General features: G+C 60.1%; 15 protein-coding genes. 5 read left to right on the plus strand and 10 right to left on the minus strand.

Annotated features, from left to right (window positions below; genetic code table 11):
- Positions 1-20: 20 nt before the first annotated feature.
- The 3 genes from ACQZ5K_RS10565 to ACQZ5K_RS10575 all read left to right on the plus strand — a co-directional run bounded on the left by ACQZ5K_RS10565 (position 21) and on the right by ACQZ5K_RS10575 (position 7,032).
- Positions 21-4,181 carry a translocation/assembly module TamB domain-containing protein gene (locus ACQZ5K_RS10565; protein WP_448740320.1) on the plus strand — a complete coding sequence of 1,387 codons (4,161 nt, stop codon included), beginning with the start codon at positions 21-23 and terminating at the stop codon, positions 4,179-4,181.
- Between the two features lie 266 nt (positions 4,182-4,447).
- A complete protein-coding gene (locus ACQZ5K_RS10570; RefSeq protein WP_003504949.1) occupies positions 4,448-4,924 on the plus strand; it encodes a chemotaxis protein CheW in 477 nt (158 codons plus the stop codon).
- A 332-nt stretch (positions 4,925-5,256) separates the two neighbouring features.
- Positions 5,257-7,032, plus strand: a complete 1,776-nt coding sequence (locus ACQZ5K_RS10575; protein WP_448740321.1) for a methyl-accepting chemotaxis protein — start codon at positions 5,257-5,259, stop codon at positions 7,030-7,032.
- 46 nt (positions 7,033-7,078) lie between these two features.
- On the opposite strand, the gene fdhD is transcribed toward ACQZ5K_RS10575, so the two are convergent.
- The 8 genes from fdhD to ACQZ5K_RS10615 all read right to left on the minus strand — a co-directional run bounded on the left by fdhD (position 7,079) and on the right by ACQZ5K_RS10615 (position 16,210).
- Positions 7,079-7,894: a formate dehydrogenase accessory sulfurtransferase FdhD gene (gene fdhD, locus ACQZ5K_RS10580; RefSeq protein WP_448740457.1), complete on the minus strand. Its 816-nt coding sequence runs from the start codon at positions 7,892-7,894 to the stop codon at positions 7,079-7,081.
- A gap of 348 nt (positions 7,895-8,242) precedes the next feature.
- A complete protein-coding gene (locus ACQZ5K_RS10585) occupies positions 8,243-8,653 on the minus strand; it encodes a F0F1 ATP synthase subunit epsilon (RefSeq protein WP_003492358.1) in 411 nt (136 codons plus the stop codon).
- A gap of 130 nt (positions 8,654-8,783) precedes the next feature.
- Complete coding sequence (atpD, locus tag ACQZ5K_RS10590; RefSeq protein WP_003523533.1) at positions 8,784-10,238, minus strand: F0F1 ATP synthase subunit beta; 1,455 nt, start codon at positions 10,236-10,238, stop codon at positions 8,784-8,786.
- A 23-nt stretch (positions 10,239-10,261) separates the two neighbouring features.
- Entirely contained in the window at positions 10,262-11,140 is an 879-nt protein-coding gene (locus tag ACQZ5K_RS10595) for a F0F1 ATP synthase subunit gamma (RefSeq protein ID WP_035263533.1), read from the minus strand.
- 30 nt (positions 11,141-11,170) lie between these two features.
- Positions 11,171-12,700 carry a F0F1 ATP synthase subunit alpha gene (gene atpA / locus ACQZ5K_RS10600; RefSeq protein WP_004443771.1) on the minus strand — a complete coding sequence of 510 codons (1,530 nt, stop codon included), beginning with the start codon at positions 12,698-12,700 and terminating at the stop codon, positions 11,171-11,173.
- Positions 12,700-13,266: a F0F1 ATP synthase subunit delta gene (locus ACQZ5K_RS10605; RefSeq protein ID WP_448740322.1), complete on the minus strand. Its 567-nt coding sequence runs from the start codon at positions 13,264-13,266 to the stop codon at positions 12,700-12,702. Before ACQZ5K_RS10605 ends, atpA begins: the two co-directional genes overlap by 1 nt.
- A 261-nt stretch (positions 13,267-13,527) precedes the next feature.
- Positions 13,528-13,914 (minus strand): AGROH133_08824 family phage infection protein, encoded by a 387-nt coding sequence (locus tag ACQZ5K_RS10610; RefSeq protein ID WP_448740323.1) that lies wholly within the window; start codon positions 13,912-13,914, stop codon positions 13,528-13,530.
- A gap of 79 nt (positions 13,915-13,993) precedes the next feature.
- Positions 13,994-16,210 carry a primosomal protein N' gene (locus ACQZ5K_RS10615; RefSeq protein ID WP_448740324.1) on the minus strand — a complete coding sequence of 739 codons (2,217 nt, stop codon included), beginning with the start codon at positions 16,208-16,210 and terminating at the stop codon, positions 13,994-13,996.
- 133 nt (positions 16,211-16,343) lie between these two features.
- Between ACQZ5K_RS10615 and ACQZ5K_RS10620 the strand changes: the two genes are divergently transcribed.
- Positions 16,344-17,279 carry a tyrosine recombinase XerC gene (locus ACQZ5K_RS10620; protein WP_448740325.1) on the plus strand — a complete coding sequence of 312 codons (936 nt, stop codon included), beginning with the start codon at positions 16,344-16,346 and terminating at the stop codon, positions 17,277-17,279.
- An 80-nt stretch (positions 17,280-17,359) separates the two neighbouring features.
- Positions 17,360-18,457: a TraB/GumN family protein gene (locus tag ACQZ5K_RS10625; RefSeq protein WP_448732598.1), complete on the plus strand. Its 1,098-nt coding sequence runs from the start codon at positions 17,360-17,362 to the stop codon at positions 18,455-18,457.
- Here ACQZ5K_RS10625 and ACQZ5K_RS10630 read toward each other — a convergent pair.
- Both ACQZ5K_RS10630 and ACQZ5K_RS10635 read right to left on the minus strand, forming a co-directional pair.
- Entirely contained in the window at positions 18,441-18,929 is a 489-nt protein-coding gene (locus ACQZ5K_RS10630) for a DUF2867 domain-containing protein (protein ID WP_448740326.1), read from the minus strand. The genes ACQZ5K_RS10625 and ACQZ5K_RS10630 overlap by 17 nt on opposite strands.
- A 79-nt stretch (positions 18,930-19,008) precedes the next feature.
- The gene (locus ACQZ5K_RS10635) at positions 19,009-19,509 is read right to left on the minus strand and encodes a cytochrome b (RefSeq protein ID WP_078052379.1); all 501 of its coding nucleotides are present in this window, start codon (positions 19,507-19,509) and stop codon (positions 19,009-19,011) included.
- Positions 19,510-19,519: the final 10 nt, after the last annotated feature.

Below are 19,519 nucleotides of genomic sequence, written 5' to 3' on the forward strand. Positions count from 1 at the left end.
CAGAGTGTAGATTACCCTTTATGAAAACGTTGATTCGATTGCTGAAATGGCTGGGCTACGCTGCTTTGTGCGGCGTGGTGCTGGTGTTGCTTGCGGTTCTGTTCGTCGGTTTTACCCCGATGGGCGCAAGAATTGCCGCAAAGCAGATTTCATCGCTCGTTTCCACGCCCGATCAGGTAATCGAGATTTCGCCCCCGAGCGGCCTTTTGACCGGCCGCCTGCGGCTCGACAATGTCACGCTTTCAGACCGGCAGGGACCCTATGCCCGCGTGAACCAGATCGCCGTCGACTGGTCGCCGCTCTCGCTGCTTGCCGGCACCTTCCATGCCGACCGGGTCTCGGCCGGATCGATCGATGTCGAGCGCAAACCGCTTGCCCCGGAGCAGACATCGACCAAGAGCTCCGGCAATTCCTCGCTGCCGATCGAAATCGCCGTCGACAAGTTCAGCTTTCCAGATATCAGCCTTGGCCAATCGCTTCTCGGCCGTCCCTTCGATCTGAACGCGGAAGGCAACCTGACGGCTGCCCAGGACGATATGCGGCTATCGCTCACCGCCCATCGGCTCAATGCGCCGGATGCGGAGGTTAATGCCGACATCGCCTTCCTTCCGAATGAGAATGTCCTGAAGCTGAAAGCGGAGATGAAGGAGCCCGAAGGCGGTCTTCTCGCCACGCTGCTTTCTCTTCCGGGAACACCTGCGGTGGCGATAGACCTCAACGGCGAAGGCCCGCTTTCCAACTGGACGGGCACACTGCGCGGCAATGTCGCCGGCAACCCTGTCGTCAACGTCACCGGCCGCCACCTTCTTGCAGATGATGGCACCCGCCGTATCGAAATTGCAGGCGGTGGCCAGCCCGATCTGCTTCTGCCCCCAGCCTTCCGTCAGCTTTTTGCTGGCGAGACAAAGCTCGACGCAAATGCAACCCTTTCGCCGCAGGGCCGCATCGAAATCGGCAGCAGCACGCTGGAGACCGGCACCCTGCTGTTGACGGCGTCAGGCACGGTCGATCCGAACGGTCAGAACGATCTCGCCGCCAATCTCATCGGCACCGCCGGCCCAGTGGATTTTCGCTGGCCGCTGGAGAATGGCGAGATTCAGGCCCTCATCAACGGCCTCGATCTTTCCCTCAAGGGCGGTGCAGACGCTGCGCATCTCAACACGACGGTATCGTTGCGCAGCCTTTCCCTGCCGCAAGGCAGGCTCGATGACGTCAAGCTGACGGCCGAGAGCGCCGATCTCAACATCGCCAATCGCAGCGGCACGATCGCGACGGTGCTGTCCGTGGCGCAATCCTCCTTCGTCAGCCCCGATATCGACCGGCTGGTGCGGGCGCCCCTCACCATCAAGGCGCCGCTCAGCCTCACCTCTTCCGCCATCGGCTTCGACGGCGCAACGCTGGAAAGCGCCAGTGTCGGTGGAACGCTGAACGGCAGTTTCGATCTCGCCGCCAACCGCCTGACCTCCAGTGTGCAGCTCTTCGCGCTGCCCGCCACCCTTCCACCGGCTCTCGCGGAAAAATTCGACACCACCATCGCCCTCCAGGGCGATATCGACGTGACCATCGGCGGACGCACCAGCCTTGAAAACCTCGTCGTCAAGTCGGGAACCATCGAAGCAACCGGCAATGTCGGCCTCGAAAACGATGCATTGAGCGCCAGCGTGATGGGTAAATTTCCCGCTCTTGAAAAACTGACGCCACAGGCGAAGGGCATCGCCGATTTTGCAATCGAAGCCAGCGGCGCGCTAACAGCACCGGATTTCAACGTCACCCTGAGTTCCGAAAGCGCAATCCTTGCCGGGCGAACACTCGAATCGCTGAAGGTCAATGCAACGGGCAAGGCCGATCCCGCCGCGCCTCAGGCAAAGCTCACCGCCAGCGGCAGTCTCGACCGACAGAAGATCGACGCCAATGCCGATGTGGTGCAGACCGAAAACGGCACGGCCATCCCCGAGCTGCACGTGGCCGTAGGCCGGAATATCTTGAACGGGCAGCTGCAATTCTCGCAGCAATTCCTGCCATCGGGCAATCTCTCCTTCAATTTCCCCGATCTTGCCCTGCTCGCGGCCCTCGCCGCGCAGCAGGCGGATGGCGATATTGCCGGCGACATCGCCCTGAGCAACACCAATGGCCGGATTGCCGCGACGATCAAGGCCAATGGCAACAGCATCCGCCAGGGCACAACAACGATCTCCAAACTCGCCGCCGATATTTCCATCGACGATCTTCAGGCTCTCGCCATCAATGGCAAGGTCAGCGCCGATAGCGTCAATGCCGGCGCCGCCGCGATATCAGGCCTGAATGCCACCATCGGCCATTCCGGCACGACGACCCAGTTCGACGTCAATGGCCGTTACGACAATGCGCCGCTGGTGGTAAAAGGCAGCGCTGAGACCGGCGGATCGCCGATGACAGTGCGCGTCGACGCCTTTTCCGCCGCCCCCAAGGGCATTGCGGTTCGCCTTGAAAAACCGAGCATCATTGCCATTCAGAACGGCGCGGCCCGTATCTCAGATCTGACCATCATCACGGGTGAAGGGCGCGTCGAGGTCAACGGTAGCGCCGGGTCGACGCTCGACATCAATGCCGATATCCGTTCGCTGCCCGCCAGTCTCGCAAATGCCTTCGCCACCGGACTGGATGCGGCAGGCAGCATCTCCGGCACGGTGAGCGCCAAGGGTGCGGCATCGAATCCCGCGGTCGACTACAATCTGAACTGGACCAATGCCGAGGTCGCGCATACACGTGCGGCAGGCCTCGCCGCGCTCGGCATCAAGGCGAACGGCCGCTTTGCGGGCGGCACCTTGCAGATCGACACCAATGTATCCGGCCAGGGCGGCATGTCGCTGTCCGGCGGCGGCTCGCTCGGTATCGCCGGCAATCGTCCGCTTTCCATGGCGTTTTCCGGCAGACTGCCCTTCTCCGCCGTCGCGGCGCAAACCGCGGCGCAGGGCCTCGATGTGGACGGCACCGCCGCCATCGACGTGAAGATTTCCGGCAGCGCTTCCGCACCTGTCGTTACCGGCAGCATCACCACCGATGGTACGCGCCTGACCGACGTGCGCCGAAACCTGACCATCAACGATCTGGGCGCCACCATCACCTTCGACCGTGACCGCGCCGTCATTTCGCGACTGACGGGCAAGCTGGCGGGCGGCGGAACGATCTCTGGAACCGGCAGCGTCGGCATAGCCGGTGGTTCGGGTTTCCCCGCCGATATATCGATCACGCTTAATCGCGCCGGTTATAATGACGGCACGCTGGTGACGACGGTGGTAAGCGGCACGCTGACGTTGAAAGGCCCGCTGCTGAATTCCCCCGTGCTGGGCGGCAACCTGACGCTGGACAGAAGCGCCATCACCATTCCGGAAAAGCTTCCGGCCTCGCTGACGGAGATCGATGTCAAGCACAAGAACGCCCCGCCGAAGGTACGCGCGCAGGCCAAGGCGCTCGGGTCTGATCAGGGCGGCAGCGGCAGCTCGTCCACCATCAATCTCGATCTGCAGGTGAACGCACCGAGCGGCATCTTCGTACGCGGACGCGGCATCGATGCGGAACTCACGGGCAATCTGACGATCCGTGGCACGGCAGCCGTTCCCGTCATTTCCGGCGGCTTCGAAATGCGCCGTGGGCGGCTCGAAATCCTCACTCGCCGCCTCGATTTCACTACCGGCAATATCAGTTTCGGCGGCGGCCTCGTTCCGGTCCTCGATATGAAGGCCGACTCGACGGTCGGCTCGACGACCATCACGGTGGCCGTTTCCGGCAACGCCAACGATCCGACCTTTGCCTTCTCCTCGGCACCCGCCCTGCCGCAGGATGAAGTTATGGCGCAGCTGATCTTCGGCCAGTCCATGTCGAAACTCTCGGCTCTGCAAATCGCAAGGCTGGCCGATGCCGCCGCCCAGTTGGCCGGCGGGCGTTCCACTTCGCTGTTCGACAAGCTCAGAAGCAATCTCGGCGTCGACGATCTCGATATTTCGACCGATTCCGAAGGGCAGGCCCGTGTTTCCGCCGGTAAATATCTGAACGAAAGAACCTATCTCGAGCTGCAGCAAAGCGGCGAATCCGGCGCAAAAGCCATCATCAACCTCGATGTCGGACGGGGTGTGAAGCTACGCGGGGAAGCAGGCGGCGATGGCGAAGGCGCAGCCGGTATATTTTACGAGAAGGAATATTAGCATTCCCAGTAAAAGTACGTGGCGGTTTTTACGTCCGGACAATGCGTAAAATCAAAGAGAGTATTTTCGCGTTTCGAAGAAAAGCGAAAACACTCCAGCGCCGCTTCGCATTTAGGTTTGCGAAACCATCTGATGATACAAATCATCCATTGAAGACGGAAATATTGTTTCCGGCTGTTCAGGCACCAGGCAGAACGCCAAATCCGCATATGCAAGTGTCGGTGCACTTGCGCCGGCCTCCACAGCGAGCATTGGGAAGAATTCTGATGGCAATGATTAACTCTACCAATTTTGGCGGTGAGACGCTCGAAATCATCGCGTTCCGCCTGCATGATCAGGAATTCTGCGTGAAGACGACGACCATCCGCGAAATTCGCGGCTGGGCGCCTTCTACGCCCATTCCCCACGCGCCGAAAGACGTCATCGGCGTCATGAACCTGCGCGGCTCTGTCATTCCGATCATCGATCTGGCTCACAAGCTGGGCATGAAGAGCACCGTTGCCAATGAGAGAAGCGCCATCGTGGTGGCGGAAGTGCACAACATGGTCATCGGCATGCTCGTCGACCGCGTTTCCGACATTCTGACGATCCCGGCAAACCAGGTTCAGCCGGTTCCGGAAATCTCGGCATCTTTCGACAAGTCCTATTCGGAAGGCATCATTGCCAACGAACACGGCATGATCTGCTTCCTGAACCTTGCGAAAATGTTCAAGGGAACCGAAGCGGAAGATCTCGCGGCCTAATCAGGCCTTTTCGGCTGGCCACGCCACAAGAAGAGTATCGATCAATCCAGACCGCCGGAGCACTCGCCCGGCGGTTTTGTTTTTCCTCGTTACCTCGTCTTATTAAATAAGAACATTTTAATATTATGGATATCTAATATTAAAGGCCGTGGAACAGTATCGCGCCGGCACGAATATCACGCTGGCCCGATACCTGACCGAGGCGAAGAGACGGAAGTGCCTGCATTGCTGCCTTCGGCGGCAAACCTGTTCGTTGTTCAACATGATACGACGTGGACCGCATATCCTGTGCGGGGCTCGCCGCGCCGTGGGCCGTTTTTGGGGGACGTATAATGCTGGGGTTAGGGAAAAGCGCAGATAACAGAAATATGCTCGATGCCATATCGAGATCGCAGGCGGTCATAGAATTCGATCTCAAGGGTAATATCCTCACCGCGAATAAAAATTTCTGCACGGCGCTGGGTTATGATCTCACCGAGATCGTCGGCAAGCACCATCGCATCTTCTGCGACAGCGAGCTTGCCGGGTCGCGGGCCTATCAGGAATTCTGGGAGTCTCTCGCCCGTGGCGAGTTCCAGGCCAGGGAATATCGCCGTATCCGCAAGGACGGCTCGGTTATCTGGATCGAGGCCTCTTACAACCCGGTTTTCCGTTCCGGCAAACCCTATAAGGTCGTGAAGATCGCCACCGACATCACCGCCAAGAAAATCAGGGCCGTGGACGATGCGGGCAAGCTGGAGGCGCTCTCCCGTTCGCAGGCCACCATCGAGTTTTTCCCGGATGGCACCATCATCACCGCCAACCCGAATTTCTGCGCCACGGTGAATTACGACCTCAAGGAAATCGAGGGCAGGCATCACCGCATGTTCTGCGACCCGGCCTATGCCGCATCGCCTGCCTATGGCAATTTCTGGCCGCGACTGGCGGCAGGGGAATTCATCTCGGATGAATTTGTCCGATACGGAAAGAACGGCAAGGAAATATGGATCCAGGCCGCCTATAATCCGGTGCTGGACGAGGCGGGTAAGGTGGTCAAAGTGGTGAAATTCGCCACGGATGTCACGCCGCGCATGAGCGCCATCAGTGTGCTTGCCGATGCCCTGAGGGCGCTCGCCGAAGGTGATCTTGTGCAGCGCCTCGACAACAGCTTCGTGCCCAGTATGGAAAAGCTGCGCGCGGATTTCAACGAAGTCGTCGCCAAGCTACAGGCCACCATGCAGACCATCGCCCACAATGCCTCGACAATCGCTTCGGGCTCCGGTGAAATCCGCATCGCCGCCGATCAGCTTTCGCAGCGCACCGAACAGCAGGCCGCCTCGCTGGAAGAGACCGCAGCCGCGCTAGAGGAAATCACCACCACCGTTACCGATGCCAGCCAGCGCGCCGGCGAGGCCGGCAAGCTGGTGTTACGAACGAGAGAACATGCCGAACATTCCGGCGATATCGTCCAGCAGGCAATTTCCGCCATGGACGCGATTTCCCGTTCCTCGGGTGAAATCACCAACATCATCGGCGTCATTGACGACATCGCCTTCCAGACCAATCTTCTGGCCCTGAATGCGGGTGTCGAAGCCGCCCGGGCTGGCGACGCTGGCAAAGGTTTCGCCGTCGTGGCGCAGGAGGTCCGCGAACTCGCACAGCGATCCGCCGTTGCCGCCAAGGAAATCAAATCCCTCATCAACACCTCCCGCGAGCAGGTCGCCAACGGTGTGGATCTGGTGGGCAGAACCGGCGGCGCGCTCCGCGATATCCAGTCGCAGATGAGCGAGATCGACACCAATGTCTCGGCGATCGTCGAAGCCTCGCGCGAACAGGCGAATGGCCTCAGCGAAATCAATCAGGCCGTCAACGTCATGGATCAGGCCACCCAGAAAAACGCCGCCATGGTGGAGGAAACCACTGCCGCCAGCCACGGCCTCGCCACCGAGGCGGAAAATCTGCACGAGTTGCTGCGGCAGTTCAGAATATCACACGAAGCATCAGCATCACCCGCCCGCCCGGCGGACAAAAAGCCTGCCGTCGTCACCAGACTTCCCGCGCCGCAGCCTCGATATGCCGCCGCGCCAAGGCCTCACGGAAACGCAGCGGCGGAATGGGCGGAATTCTAGGCCCGTTCAGAAGCCGGAAGGCCGCCGGGAAACGGCGGCCTCAGCGTTATAGGATGATACGATCCGCCCGGGTGAAGATTTCAAAATCTTCACCTCTCACCAGCGCCACAAGTGTGACACCCGAACTCTCGGCCGTTTCGATGGCAAGCGCGGTAGGCGCGGAGATCGCCGCCAGAATGGGGCTGCCAAGAATGGCCGTCTTCTGGACCATTTCCACCGACAGTCGGCTGGTAACCACCACAATGCCCGTATCGGGCGATAGGTCCGCATTGACGACCGCACCTGCGAGCTTGTCGAGCGCATTGTGGCGGCCGACATCTTCGCGGACAGCAAGCAGCCCTTTTTGAGGATTGTAGAAACCCGCGCCGTGAACTGCCCTCGTTTCGCGATTGAGGCTTTGCGCTTCATTCAGCGCTTTCACCGCGGCAACGATGTCATCTCCGTTAACGGAGACTTCCACGCCGCTCAACTCCGGTACCACACGGACCGCCTGTTCTATGGATTCAATGCCACAAAGACCGCAGCCGACGGGGCCTGCCATATGCCGCCGTCTTGCCCTCAGCGCATCCGCATTGGCATCCTGCAAATCCACCTGAACATCAAAGCCCTGCCCGGCCTCGATTACCTCGATGGAACGGATTTCCGCCCTTGTGGATATGATGCCTTCAGTAAGACTGAAACCGACCGCGAAATCGACAAGGTCGGCCGGGCTGGCCATCATCACGGCATGGGTGCTGCCGCCATAGGAAAAGGCAACCGGCACCTCCTCCGGCACCGCCCTCTCGCCCTCCACTATGGCCCCTTCGCGCAAAGCGGTTCTTGCGACCCTTCGGTAACTTGCCTTTGCCGACACGCCGATCACTCCTCCATGACGAAAATCCGCTTCGTCTCTCTCACGATCTGAAAGCAGCATTTCTTCCCGGTTATCACATCTAACCGAAAGCCCTGAAAATCGGAATCGGTTTCCCGGGTGCGCCCGTTGAAGGCGCTGCTTGCCTCACCCATTTTCCGCACGTCCATCACTGATGTAATCCCGCCAACGCCATTCGGAAGCTCCGACCAGGCCAGGTGACGGGTTTCTATGCGAAAGCAGCCATGCTTCGCCTGATATGGGGAGGTAACAGCCCAAAAACAAAAAAGCGACCGAAGCGGCCGCTTTCTGCTTTAGGTTTTTTGTGGGCAGTCATTCTTTCGAACCCGCCCGGTGCTTTCAAGCAGCGACGAGAACCTCATGCAGGTTCGTCAGTTCGTAAAGGTGCTTTTCAAGCTTGGTCAGATGTTCGTGGTGATGATTGCCCTCTTCGATTTCGGCCTTGGCCGCATCGATACGCTTCTGCAGCGTGTCGGGGGACATGTCATCGGCCGAAACGGCGGATTCGGCAAGAAGCGTGCAGCCGGTCGGCAGAATATCGGCAAAACCGCCGAAGACGACATATTTATGCGTCTCGCCGGAAGCGAACTTCACCGTTACCAGACCCGGCTTGATCGTGGTCATCGTCGGCGCATGATTGGCCAGAACGGTCATCTCACCCAGCGTAGCCGGGATGACGACTTCCGTAACCGTTTCGGAAACGAGCAGACGCTCCGGGGAAACGAGATCGAATTTGAAACTGTCAGCCATGGCTATTCACTTCTTTTCAATTACGCGGGCGTCACGGACTTGTCTTTTACAACGCAGGCGAAAGCCGTTCCGGTTCGCCACCATTGTCGGCAGGGCGCGCGGCTAGAGCCACGCGCCCGCCAATTCATGATCAGGCAGCCTCGGCAGCCAGCTTCTTTGCCTTTTCGATGGCTTCTTCCATCGAACCGACCATGTAGAAAGCAGCTTCCGGCAGGTTGTCATACTCGCCGTTGACCAGGCCCTTGAAGCCCTTGATCGTGTCTTCGAGAGCGACGAGCTTGCCCGGCGAACCGGTGAAGACTTCAGCAACGAAGAACGGCTGCGACAGGAAACGCTCGATCTTGCGGGCGCGGGCAACCGTCAGCTTGTCTTCTTCCGACAGTTCGTCCATGCCGAGGATGGCGATGATGTCCTGGAGAGCCTTGTAGCGCTGCAGGGTCGACTGAACCTTACGAGCCACTTCATAGTGCTCTTCGCCGACGATCATCGGGTCAAGCATACGCGAGGTGGAGTCGAGCGGGTCAACAGCCGGGTAGATACCCTTTTCAGCGATCGAACGCGACAGAACCGTCGTTGCGTCAAGATGCGCGAACGAAGTTGCAGGAGCCGGGTCGGTCAAGTCGTCGGCGGGAACGTAAATGGCCTGAACCGAGGTGATCGAACCCTTGGTCGTGGTGGTGATGCGTTCCTGCATCTGGCCCATGTCCGTTGCGAGCGTCGGCTGGTAGCCCACGGCCGAAGGAATACGGCCGAGCAGAGCCGACACTTCCGAACCAGCCTGCGTGAAGCGGAAGATGTTGTCCACGAAGAACAGAACGTCCTGGCCTTCGTCACGGAAGTTTTCAGCGATCGTCAGACCAGTCAGAGCGACGCGAGCGCGGGCGCCCGGCGGCTCGTTCATCTGGCCGTAAACGAGTGCTGCCTTGGAACCTTCGCCGCCGCCGAGCTTGTTGACGTTCGACTCGATCATTTCGTGATAGAGGTCGTTACCTTCGCGGGTACGTTCACCAACACCGGCGAATACCGAGTAACCGCCGTGCGCCTTGGCGACGTTGTTGATGAGTTCCATGATGAGAACCGTCTTGCCAACGCCGGCGCCGCCGAACAGGCCGATCTTACCGCCCTTGGCGTAAGGAGCCAGAAGGTCGACGACCTTGATGCCGGTGACGAGGATCTGTGCTTCCGTCGACTGCTCGACGTAAGACGGCGCGTCCTGGTGGATGGCGCGCTTCTTGGCCGTGGTGATCGGACCGGCTTCGTCAACCGGCTCGCCGATGACGTTCATGATGCGGCCGAGCGTTTCGGGACCGACCGGAACTTCGATCGGCGCACCCGTGTTGACGACGCCCTGACCGCGAACCAGACCTTCGGTCGAGTCCATGGCGATCGTGCGAACGACGTTTTCGCCGAGATGCTGCGCGACTTCCAGAACGAGGCGGTTGCCATTGTTCTCGGTTTCGAGCGCGTTCAGGATCGGAGGCAGTTCGCCTTCGAACGCCACGTCGACAACAGCGCCGATAACCTGGGTAACCTTGCCCGCGCCGTTCACCGCTGCGGTTTTCTTGGGGGTAGCTGCCTTAGCCATTATCCTTACCCTCTTTCCTTACCTCAGAGCGCTTCCGCGCCCGAAATGATTTCAATGAGTTCCTTGGTGATCTGAGCCTGACGCTGACGGTTGTAGGACAGCGTCAGCTTGTTGATCATCTCACCGGCATTGCGCGTTGCATTGTCCATCGCGCTCATCTTGGCGCCCATTTCACCGGCGACGTTTTCGAGCAGAGCCCGGAAAACCTGAACCGAAATGTTGCGCGGAATAAGGTCTTCCAGAATAGAAGCCGCATCCGGCTCATATTCGTAGACGGCGTTCTGCGTCGCGGCATCCTCTTCCACAACAGGCGTTGCGGCCGGAATGAGCTGCAGGCCGGTCGGGATCTGGCTGATGACGGACTTGAATTCCGAATAGATCAGCGTGCAGACATCGAACTCACCGGCGTTGAAGAGCGAGATCACCTTCTTGGCGATCTGGTCGGCATTTTCAAAACCGACCTTCTTCACGTCGCGCAGTTCGATGCGCTCGATGATGTTGGCTGCAAATTCGCGGCGAAGGCTGTCGTAACCCTTCTTGCCAACCGTGATGATCTTGACCGTCTTGCCTTCCGAAATCAGCTTGCGGGCATGATCGCGGGCAAAACGGGAAATCTGCGAGTTGAAACCGCCGCAAAGGCCACGTTCAGCCGTGCAGACGACGAGCAAATGCACGTCGTCCTTGCCGGTGCCGGTCATCAGCGCCGGAGCAACGTCCGCCTCGACCGCCTTGGCGATATTGGCGAGAACGGCGCTCATGCGCTGAGAATAAGGCCGGGCGGCCTCCGCAGCTTCCTGGGCGCGCCGAAGCTTCGCCGCGGCGACCATTTTCATCGCCTTGGTAATCTTCTGCGTCGCCTTTACGGAGGCAATGCGGTTTTTCAGATCCTTTAGTGAAGGCATCCGTTATCCGTCCGAGTAAAAGAGCCCTGATTACGAGAAAGACTTGGCGAAGCTATCAAGAGCGCCCTTGAGCTTGCCCTTGGTATCGTCGCTGATAGCCTTTTCCGTGCGGATGGTGTCGAGGATCGCCTTGCCTTCCGAGCGGAGGTAGGAAAGCAGACCCTGCTCGAACTTGCCGACCTGTGCGACCGGAACCTTGTCGAGGTAACCGTTGACACCGGCGAAGATCACCGCGACCTGCTCTTCCGTCTTGAGCGGAGAGAACTGCGGCTGCTTCAGAAGCTCGGTCAGGCGGGCGCCGCGGTTGAGCAGGCGCTGTGTGGAAGCGTCGAGGTCCGAACCGAACTGGGCAAAGGCGGCCATTTCGCGATACTGGGCGAGTTCACCCTTGATCGAGCCGGCAACTTGCTTCATCGCCTTGATCTGAGCGGCGGAGCCAACGCGCGAAACCGACAGACCGACGTTAACGGCCGGACGAATGCCCTGATAGAACAGGTCGGTTTCAAGGAAGATCTGGCCGTCGGTGATCGAGATCACGTTGGTCGGAATAAAGGCCGAAACGTCGTTACCCTGGGTTTCGATAACCGGCAGAGCCGTCAGCGAACCGGCGCCCATTTCGTCGGAGAGCTTTGCAGCGCGCTCGAGAAGACGGGAGTGGAGGTAGAAAACATCGCCCGGATAAGCTTCGCGGCCCGGAGGACGACGCAGCAGAAGCGACATCTGACGATAGGCAACGGCCTGCTTGGAAAGGTCGTCGTAGCCGATGAGAGCGTGCTTGCCGTTGTCACGGAAGTACTCACCCATGGCGCAACCGGCAAACGGAGCGAGGTACTGCATCGGAGCCGGGTCGGAAGCGGTAGCAGCAACGATGATCGAATACTGCAGCGCGCCGCGCTCTTCCAGAACCTTCACGAACTGGGCGACGGTCGAACGCTTCTGACCGATAGCGACGTAGACGCAATAAAGCTTGTCGCCGTCAGGGCCATTATCGTGAATGGCCTTCTGGTTCAGGATCGTGTCGAGAATGATGGCGGTCTTGCCGGTCTGGCGGTCGCCGATGACGAGCTCGCGCTGGCCGCGGCCAACCGGGATGAGCGCATCGATGGCCTTGAGGCCGGTCGACATCGGCTCATGAACCGACTTGCGCGGAATGATGCCGGGAGCCTTGACGTCAACGCGCGAACGCTTGGCGGCATTGATCGGGCCCTTGCCGTCGATCGGGTTGCCGAGCGCGTCAACGACGCGGCCGAGCAGTTCCGGGCCGACCGGAACGTCAACGATAGCGCCAGTCCGCTTTACGGTGTCGCCTTCCTTGATGTCACGGTCCGAACCGAAGATAACCACACCGACGTTGTCGGCTTCGAGGTTGAGCGCCATGCCGCGAATGCCGCCGGGAAACTCGACCATTTCGCCGGCCTGAACATTGTCGAGGCCATAGACGCGGGCGATACCGTCACCGACGGAAAGCACCTGACCGACTTCCGAGACTTCCGCCTCGTTGCCGAAATTTTTGATTTGATCTTTCAGAATTGCGGAAATTTCCGCGGCGCGGATATCCATCAGCCAACCTCTTTCAGTGCAAGCTTAAGGGTGGAAAGTTTGGTGCGAAGAGACGTATCGATCTGGCGCGAGCCGACCTTGACGATCAGACCACCGAGGATCGACGGGTCGACGGTAACGGAAATCGTCACATCCTTGCCGGTAACGCTCTTCAGCGCCGCTTTCAGTTCAGTTTCCTGCGCCTCGTCGAGCGCATGTGCCGAGGTGACCTCGGCGGTGATTTCGCCGCGATGGGCGGCAGCGATGGTGCGGTAGGCGCGGATCATGCCGGGAACGGCGAAGAGACGGCGGTTATTCGCAACAACCTTGAGGAAATTCAGAGCGAGACCGGAGATACCGGCCTTTTCGCAGATAGCGGTGATTGCCTTGAACTGATCCTCGGCGGAAAACACCGGGCTCGCAACCAGACGCTTCAAATCGTCGCTTTCGTCTAGAAGTGCGCCAAACTTGTCCAGTTCGGACTGAACCGCTTCGACCGTACCCGCTTCCAAAGCAAGCTCGAAAAGCGACGACGCATACCTTTCCGCTACACCGGATGTTCCCTGGGAGGTGTCTGCCACGGGCACTTTTTCCCTGCTAATCGTCCAAGACCCTCAGCGATGGGGCTCCACCGCATCAAATTCTTGAAATCGTTTCAATTTCCCCGAAAAAGACCGGAATTCCCCCCTGCCTTTTCCCAATTTCGCGGTCCGTCTAGCATAGGACGCCGGGACTCGCAACACGCGTAATAGCGGAAAGCGCCGTTTGGGCAAGGGGGAATGCGTTTAAATTTTCCGTTTTCGCTCAGGATGCGGCGCATCTGCGGCACAAAAGCCAAAAAGCCCGCTTCAGACCAGCCCGAAGACATAGCTCAACGCGAGTGCGGAGAGCAGAAAGTGCACAACCAGAAGTATGAAATTCCGCATGGTTGCGCCACCATCCGAGAGGATGGAAAGAATGCCCCCGAACACGCTGAGGCCGAATGCCGCACCGAATGCGAGATAGACCATGGGCTGGGCGAGAAGCAGGGCGGCAGCGCCAAGACCGAGATAGAACCCCGCCAGTGACGACCGCACGAGCACATAACCGTCCCTGCGCTCGCCAGCCGGCTGCAAACCGAAGGCGCGCAGCGTGACGCCCGGTACAAACATGAAAAAAAGGCCCATCACGACCGATACCACCGCTGCGCCGAAAGCCAGCTGCTCGCCGAACTCGGCGGGAAAGTAAAACTCCATCTCGTTCCCCAAATCATCTTTGATTGCCTGCTGCGTTATGACACGGTCATGACAGCGGGAAAACGCCCGTTGGCGAGTTTCAAAGGAAACTTTGCGGATCTATATCGAGCTGCACATGGACGCTGCCGCGCTCTTTCGGGCCATTGGCCAGCAATGTGCGAAGGAAAGACTGCATGTCGGAATTGCGCCGTCCGTGCACGAGAAGGCGGAAACGGTGACGGCCGCGGATCAACGCCAATGGCGCCTCCGCCGGGCCGAGCAGCATGATGCCGGTAACCTGCGGGGCAGCGGCCCTCAGACCTCGCGCATGGGTTTCCGCTTCTCCGCGCGTATCGGCCGAAACGATGATCGAGGCAAGCCGTCCGAAGGGCGGCAGAACGGCTTTTTCCCGCTCCACGATTTCCCTTTCGTAGAAGGCCGAGGCATCGCCCGAAACGATGGCCTGCATGACGGGGTGCTGCGGCTGATAGGTCTGCAACAGGCCATGGCTCTTCAACCCCGTGCGCCCGGCGCGCCCCGTCACCTGCGACAACAGCTGAAATGTTCGCTCCGCCGCACGCGGATCGCCATTGGCAAGGCCGAGATCGGCATCAACGATGCCCACAAGTGTCATCAGCGGAAAATTATGTCCCTTGGCGACGAGCTGCGTGCCGATAACGATATCGGCCTCGCCCTTGACGATCGCCTCCAGCTCCAGACGCAGGCGTTTGACGCCCATGAGATCGGAGGAGAGCACGATGGTGCGGGCTTCCGGGAAATGTTTCTCCACCTCCTCGGCGATGCGCTCCACACCCGGCCCGCAGGCCACCAGATGATCGAAGGTTCCGCATTCCGGGCAATGATCGGGCGTCGGCTCGCTGTGGCCGCACTGGTGGCACTGCAATTGATTGCGGAACCGGTGCTCCACCAGCCAGCTGGAACATTGCGGGCATTGGAAACGGTGACCGCAGACCCGGCAGAGCGTCAGCGGCGCATAACCACGACGATTGAGGAAAAGAAGCGCCTGCTCGCCCTTCTCGATGGTCTTGCCGATGCCGCGCAGCAGGACGGGCGAGAGAAACCCTCCCCGCTCCGGCGGATGGCGGCGCATATCAACGAGATGCAGATCCGGCATCGCCGCATCGCCGAAGCGCGTGTGCAGGTGGATGGTATTATAACGCCCCGAACTGCCATTGACCTGGCTTTCCACGGAGGGTGTGGCAGACACCAGCACGACAGGAAATTCTGCTATCCGCGCCCTGACGACGGCCATGTCACGGGCATTATAAAAGACACGGTCTTCCTGCTTGTAGGCGGGGTCGTGCTCCTCATCGACGATGATCAGACCGAGATTATCGAAGGGCAGGAAAAGTGCCGAGCGCGCGCCGGCCACCACCTTCACCTCACCCGTCACCGCCTGCCGCCAGACCTTTTCGCGCATGCGCGGCGACAGGTCCGAATGCCACTCCGCCGGTTTCGCACCGAAACGATCCTGAAAACGTTCAAGGAAGGCCGCCGTCAGTGCAATTTCGGGCAAAAGGATGAGGACCTGCTTGCCTTGCCTCAGCGTCTCCGCCACCGCCTCGAAATAGACCTCGGTCTTGCCCGAGCCGGTCACACCATCGATCAGCGAGACATGAAACCCGCCCTTGCGTACATCTTCGAGAATCTCGGAAGCGGCCTGTTTCTGCGGGCCTTCCAGACGCGGCTCGACATAGTCAGGATCGGGCTCGGCCACGACAGGCGGCGCCGGCAGAAACACCGTCTCGAACACACCCTGCTTGACGAGGCCGTCGATGACACTGGTCGAAACGCCGGCGGCATGGGCAAGCCCGCTCTTCGTCCAGCCATGCCCCTCTGCCGCCAGTTCCATCACCCGCTCGCGGGCGGGGGTAAGGCGCTCCGGCCGGCCCTCGGTCAGCCGCAGCCCCTCGATCATCGGCTCGGGATCGAAGGCGGCAGGTGCTCTGAGCGCCATGCGGGCCACGAGGCCGGGCGGAGAAAGCGTATAGGCGGCGACCCAGTCGACGAAGCGGCGCATTTCCGCCTTCAGCGGCGGGCACTCGAAACTTTTGGTGATGGGCCGCAGCTTCTTCGGATCGACGCTCTTTTCTCCGGCATCGTCCCACACCACGCCAAAGACCTGTCGGGGGCCGAGCGGCACCTGCACAACCGAACCGGTCTCCACCACCATATCCTCGGGCACCGAATAGCTGTAGGGCCCGGGCGCGGGCATGGGCACGAGAACGGGCACCGTGCGCGTGGGCGACGGCGGGTCGAACAGAGTCCCAAACAGATCGGACGAATCTTTTGCCATGATGTGGCGACCATGCCCCGGCGACAGGAAAAAGGAAACCGCCCGGATGTAGTGGGCGCGCTTTGTAAAGTCCACCTCTTAACCAAATGCTGACCATAAGCGCATAGTTTCGACGCATGGAAAGGAGCGCCGCGTGACCGAAATCCTGACATTTGCCCAAGCCGATCTTCTCGACGAGCGCCAGTCCTGGCTCGCCGCCCTCGCAGGCGAACGCCGGCTTTCGGACAATACTGTCGAGGCCTATGAGCGCGATACCCGCCAGTTTCTGACATTCCTGACCGGCTATATCGGCAAACCGGCCTCCATCACCGATATTGCCGATCTGCGTCCGGTCGATCTTCGCGCCTTTCTGGCCAACCGGCGCAAGGAAGGCGCCGGCGCACGTTCGCTGGGCCGGCATCTGGCAGGCCTGCGCTCCCTGCTCCATCACCTGCAGAAAAAAGGTCTGGTGAATGCCGCAGGCGCCACCGCCATGCGCGCACCAAAACAGCCGAAATCGCTACCGAAACCACTGACCGACCGGCAGGCGCTGAAAATCACCACGAGTGAAGCGCAATTGAACGACGAACCATGGATCGCCGCCCGCAATGCCGCAGTCCTTTCACTGCTTTATGGCTGCGGCCTTCGCATTTCCGAGGCGCTGGGTCTTACCCCGGCCGACTTCCCGCCCGGCGCCCGCAGCCTGCGCATTACCGGCAAAGGCAACAAGACGCGGATTGTGCCCCTGCTGGCGGTGGTGACGGAAGCCGTCGATACCTACAGGAAGCTTTGCCCCTATGCCCTGTCGGCGGATGAGCCCATGTTCCTTGGCGCACGCGGCGGCAAGCTGCAACCCGCCATCATCCAGCGGGAAATGCAGAAGCTGCGCGGCGCTTTCGGCCTGCCGGAAAACGCCACGCCGCATGCGCTGCGCCACTCCTTCGCCACGCACCTTCTCGCCGGCGGCGGCGACCTGCGCACGATTCAGGAACTGCTCGGCCATGCGAGCCTGTCCACCACACAGATCTATACCGGCGTCGACACCGCGAGGCTGCTGGAAATCTACGACAACGCCCATCCGCGCGCATGAAGCAGGAAATGGTTAACCATAATCATTAACCAGACATCCAAGCCGCCGTTCTATAAGCGAACGACAACCGGATTGGACCGATGCACAGCCTGATAAAACCGCAAAACCTCACCGCCACCCTGATGGGCAAGACCGGCGACGCCCTGCTGTGGCTGCTTGCCGCCCTGCATGTCACCGCCGTCGCAATCCTGCTCATGACTTTGCTTTCGCTGGGGCAAGCGGAAGCCGCGCAGCAGCAGATCACCTGCACCGGCAGCGATATTCTCGTGGAAATGCGCAAGACCGATCCGCAGACCTTCGCAAAGATCGAGCAGGAAGCGGCCGCGATCCCGAACGGCAAGGGCAATTTCTGGCGCATCGAAAAGGCGGGAACGCCCACGTCCTATCTTCTTGGCACCATGCATGTGACCGATCCGCGTGTTCTGGAAATGCCTGCCGCCGCCAGCCCCGCCTTCGAAAAAGCCGCGACGGTGATCGTGGAATCGGACGAAATCGTCGACGACAAGAAGGTCGCGGCCTCGCTGCTGAGCAAGCCCGAACTCACCATGTTTCTGGATGGCAAATCGATCACCGACATCCTGTCGCCGGAAAATGTCGCGCGTCTGGAAAAGGGTCTCAAGGAGCGCGGCATTCCGCTGAACGCCGTTTCGCGAATGAAGCCGTGGATGCTTTCGAGCTTCGTCGCCCTTCCCGCCTGTGAATTCGCCCGCAAGGCCACCGGCCTCTCCTTTCTCGACAAGAAGCTGGCCGAAGATGCCATCGCGGACGGAAAACACCTTGTCGGGCTGGAGACCATGGTGGAACAGCTGACGGCCATGTCCGAGCTGCCGATGGAATTTCATCTTCAGGCGCTGATCGAAACGCTCGAACTGGGAGACCGCATGGATGACATCATGACAACCATGACCGATCTTTACGTCGCCGGCGATATCGGCATGACCATGCCCATGCTGAAAAGCCTGGACCCCAAGAAGGCAGCGGCAGAAAGCGAACAGGGCTACGCCGCCTTCGAACAGCGCATCATCACCGACCGGAACCATGTCATGGCGGAACGGGCAGCCCCCGAGCTTGCCAGGGGCAATGTTTTCATGGCCGTCGGCGCACTGCATTTGCCGGGCGAGGAAGGCCTTGTCGAACTGCTGCGCGCGGAAGGCTTTACCCTCACGCGGGTCGATTGACCCGCTCACTCCCGATGCTGACTGGACGGACATTGGCGCAGAACGGCCGCATCGTCGCCGGCACGATGCGGCGGTGAAACGGTCCGACGACAAGAAGATAAAGCCGCCCGAACAGGTTCTTGCGCCTGACGATGGTGGTGATACTCACCATCTGGCGGCTCGCCTTCTCTTCGAGATCGACGACGATCCGGAAATCGAGATGGCGGTCGTCGAAGCCGAGCACAGTCCGCTGTGGCGTGGAAGACAGGACGGGAAAACCGCCTGCCGATGTGCCAGCCACCATTTCGACCGTTCTTAAACCGAAAAGCGCCACCACGCGGTTTCGAAGCGCCATAAGGCTGCGGATCCACGCCGGAGGATGATCGAGAAGGAGCCTGCTCACATGGAGTGAGGACGGCTCCGGCGTCACCATCTCTCCCTGATAGCGATCCCGCCAGTCGGCGCCCGGTAATATGTCTTCGATATCCTGCATTCCTGGACCCCGGCCGCGCCATGCGGCAGGGGTCACCTTCCTCTTTTTCCGAGGAACCGGAAACGCGACAAACCGCCGCTTAGCCGTGCGTCATGCGCTTCAGGACATTGGTGCGCCAGTAGAACTGGTGAACCAGAACGGCGACGACGTGACCGGCGATCAACACCCACATCAGCGCCTTGAAGGGTCCGGAATGCAGCTGCCCGGCCGGCTGAGCGCCGAAGTAATAAGCGGCAATACCGGACAGGGGCAGGACGAGGAACAGGGCATAAAAGGTGAAATGCGCCACCTTCGCCGCAATCTGAAACGGTCGCGGTTCTTCGGCGGGATGCGGCGGCACGCCCTGGAAGAAGCGTAGACAGAGGCGCAGCACCGCAAGCAACAGAATGGTGAAGCCGACATAGGCGTGAATATTGGCCGAAGATACCTGTTCCGGCGTCAGCGTTTCGCCCCGCCGCATCAGCCGGTAGGCATGTTCCATCCCATCGGGAAACAACAGGTTGAAGAAGATCAGAAGCGCCATCGCCCAATGAATGATGCGCTGCGGAACGGTGAAGGAAACTTGACTTGGAAACGCCATTTTATTGCCT

It is taken from the genome of Agrobacterium sp. 22-226-1 (genome assembly GCF_053522345.1).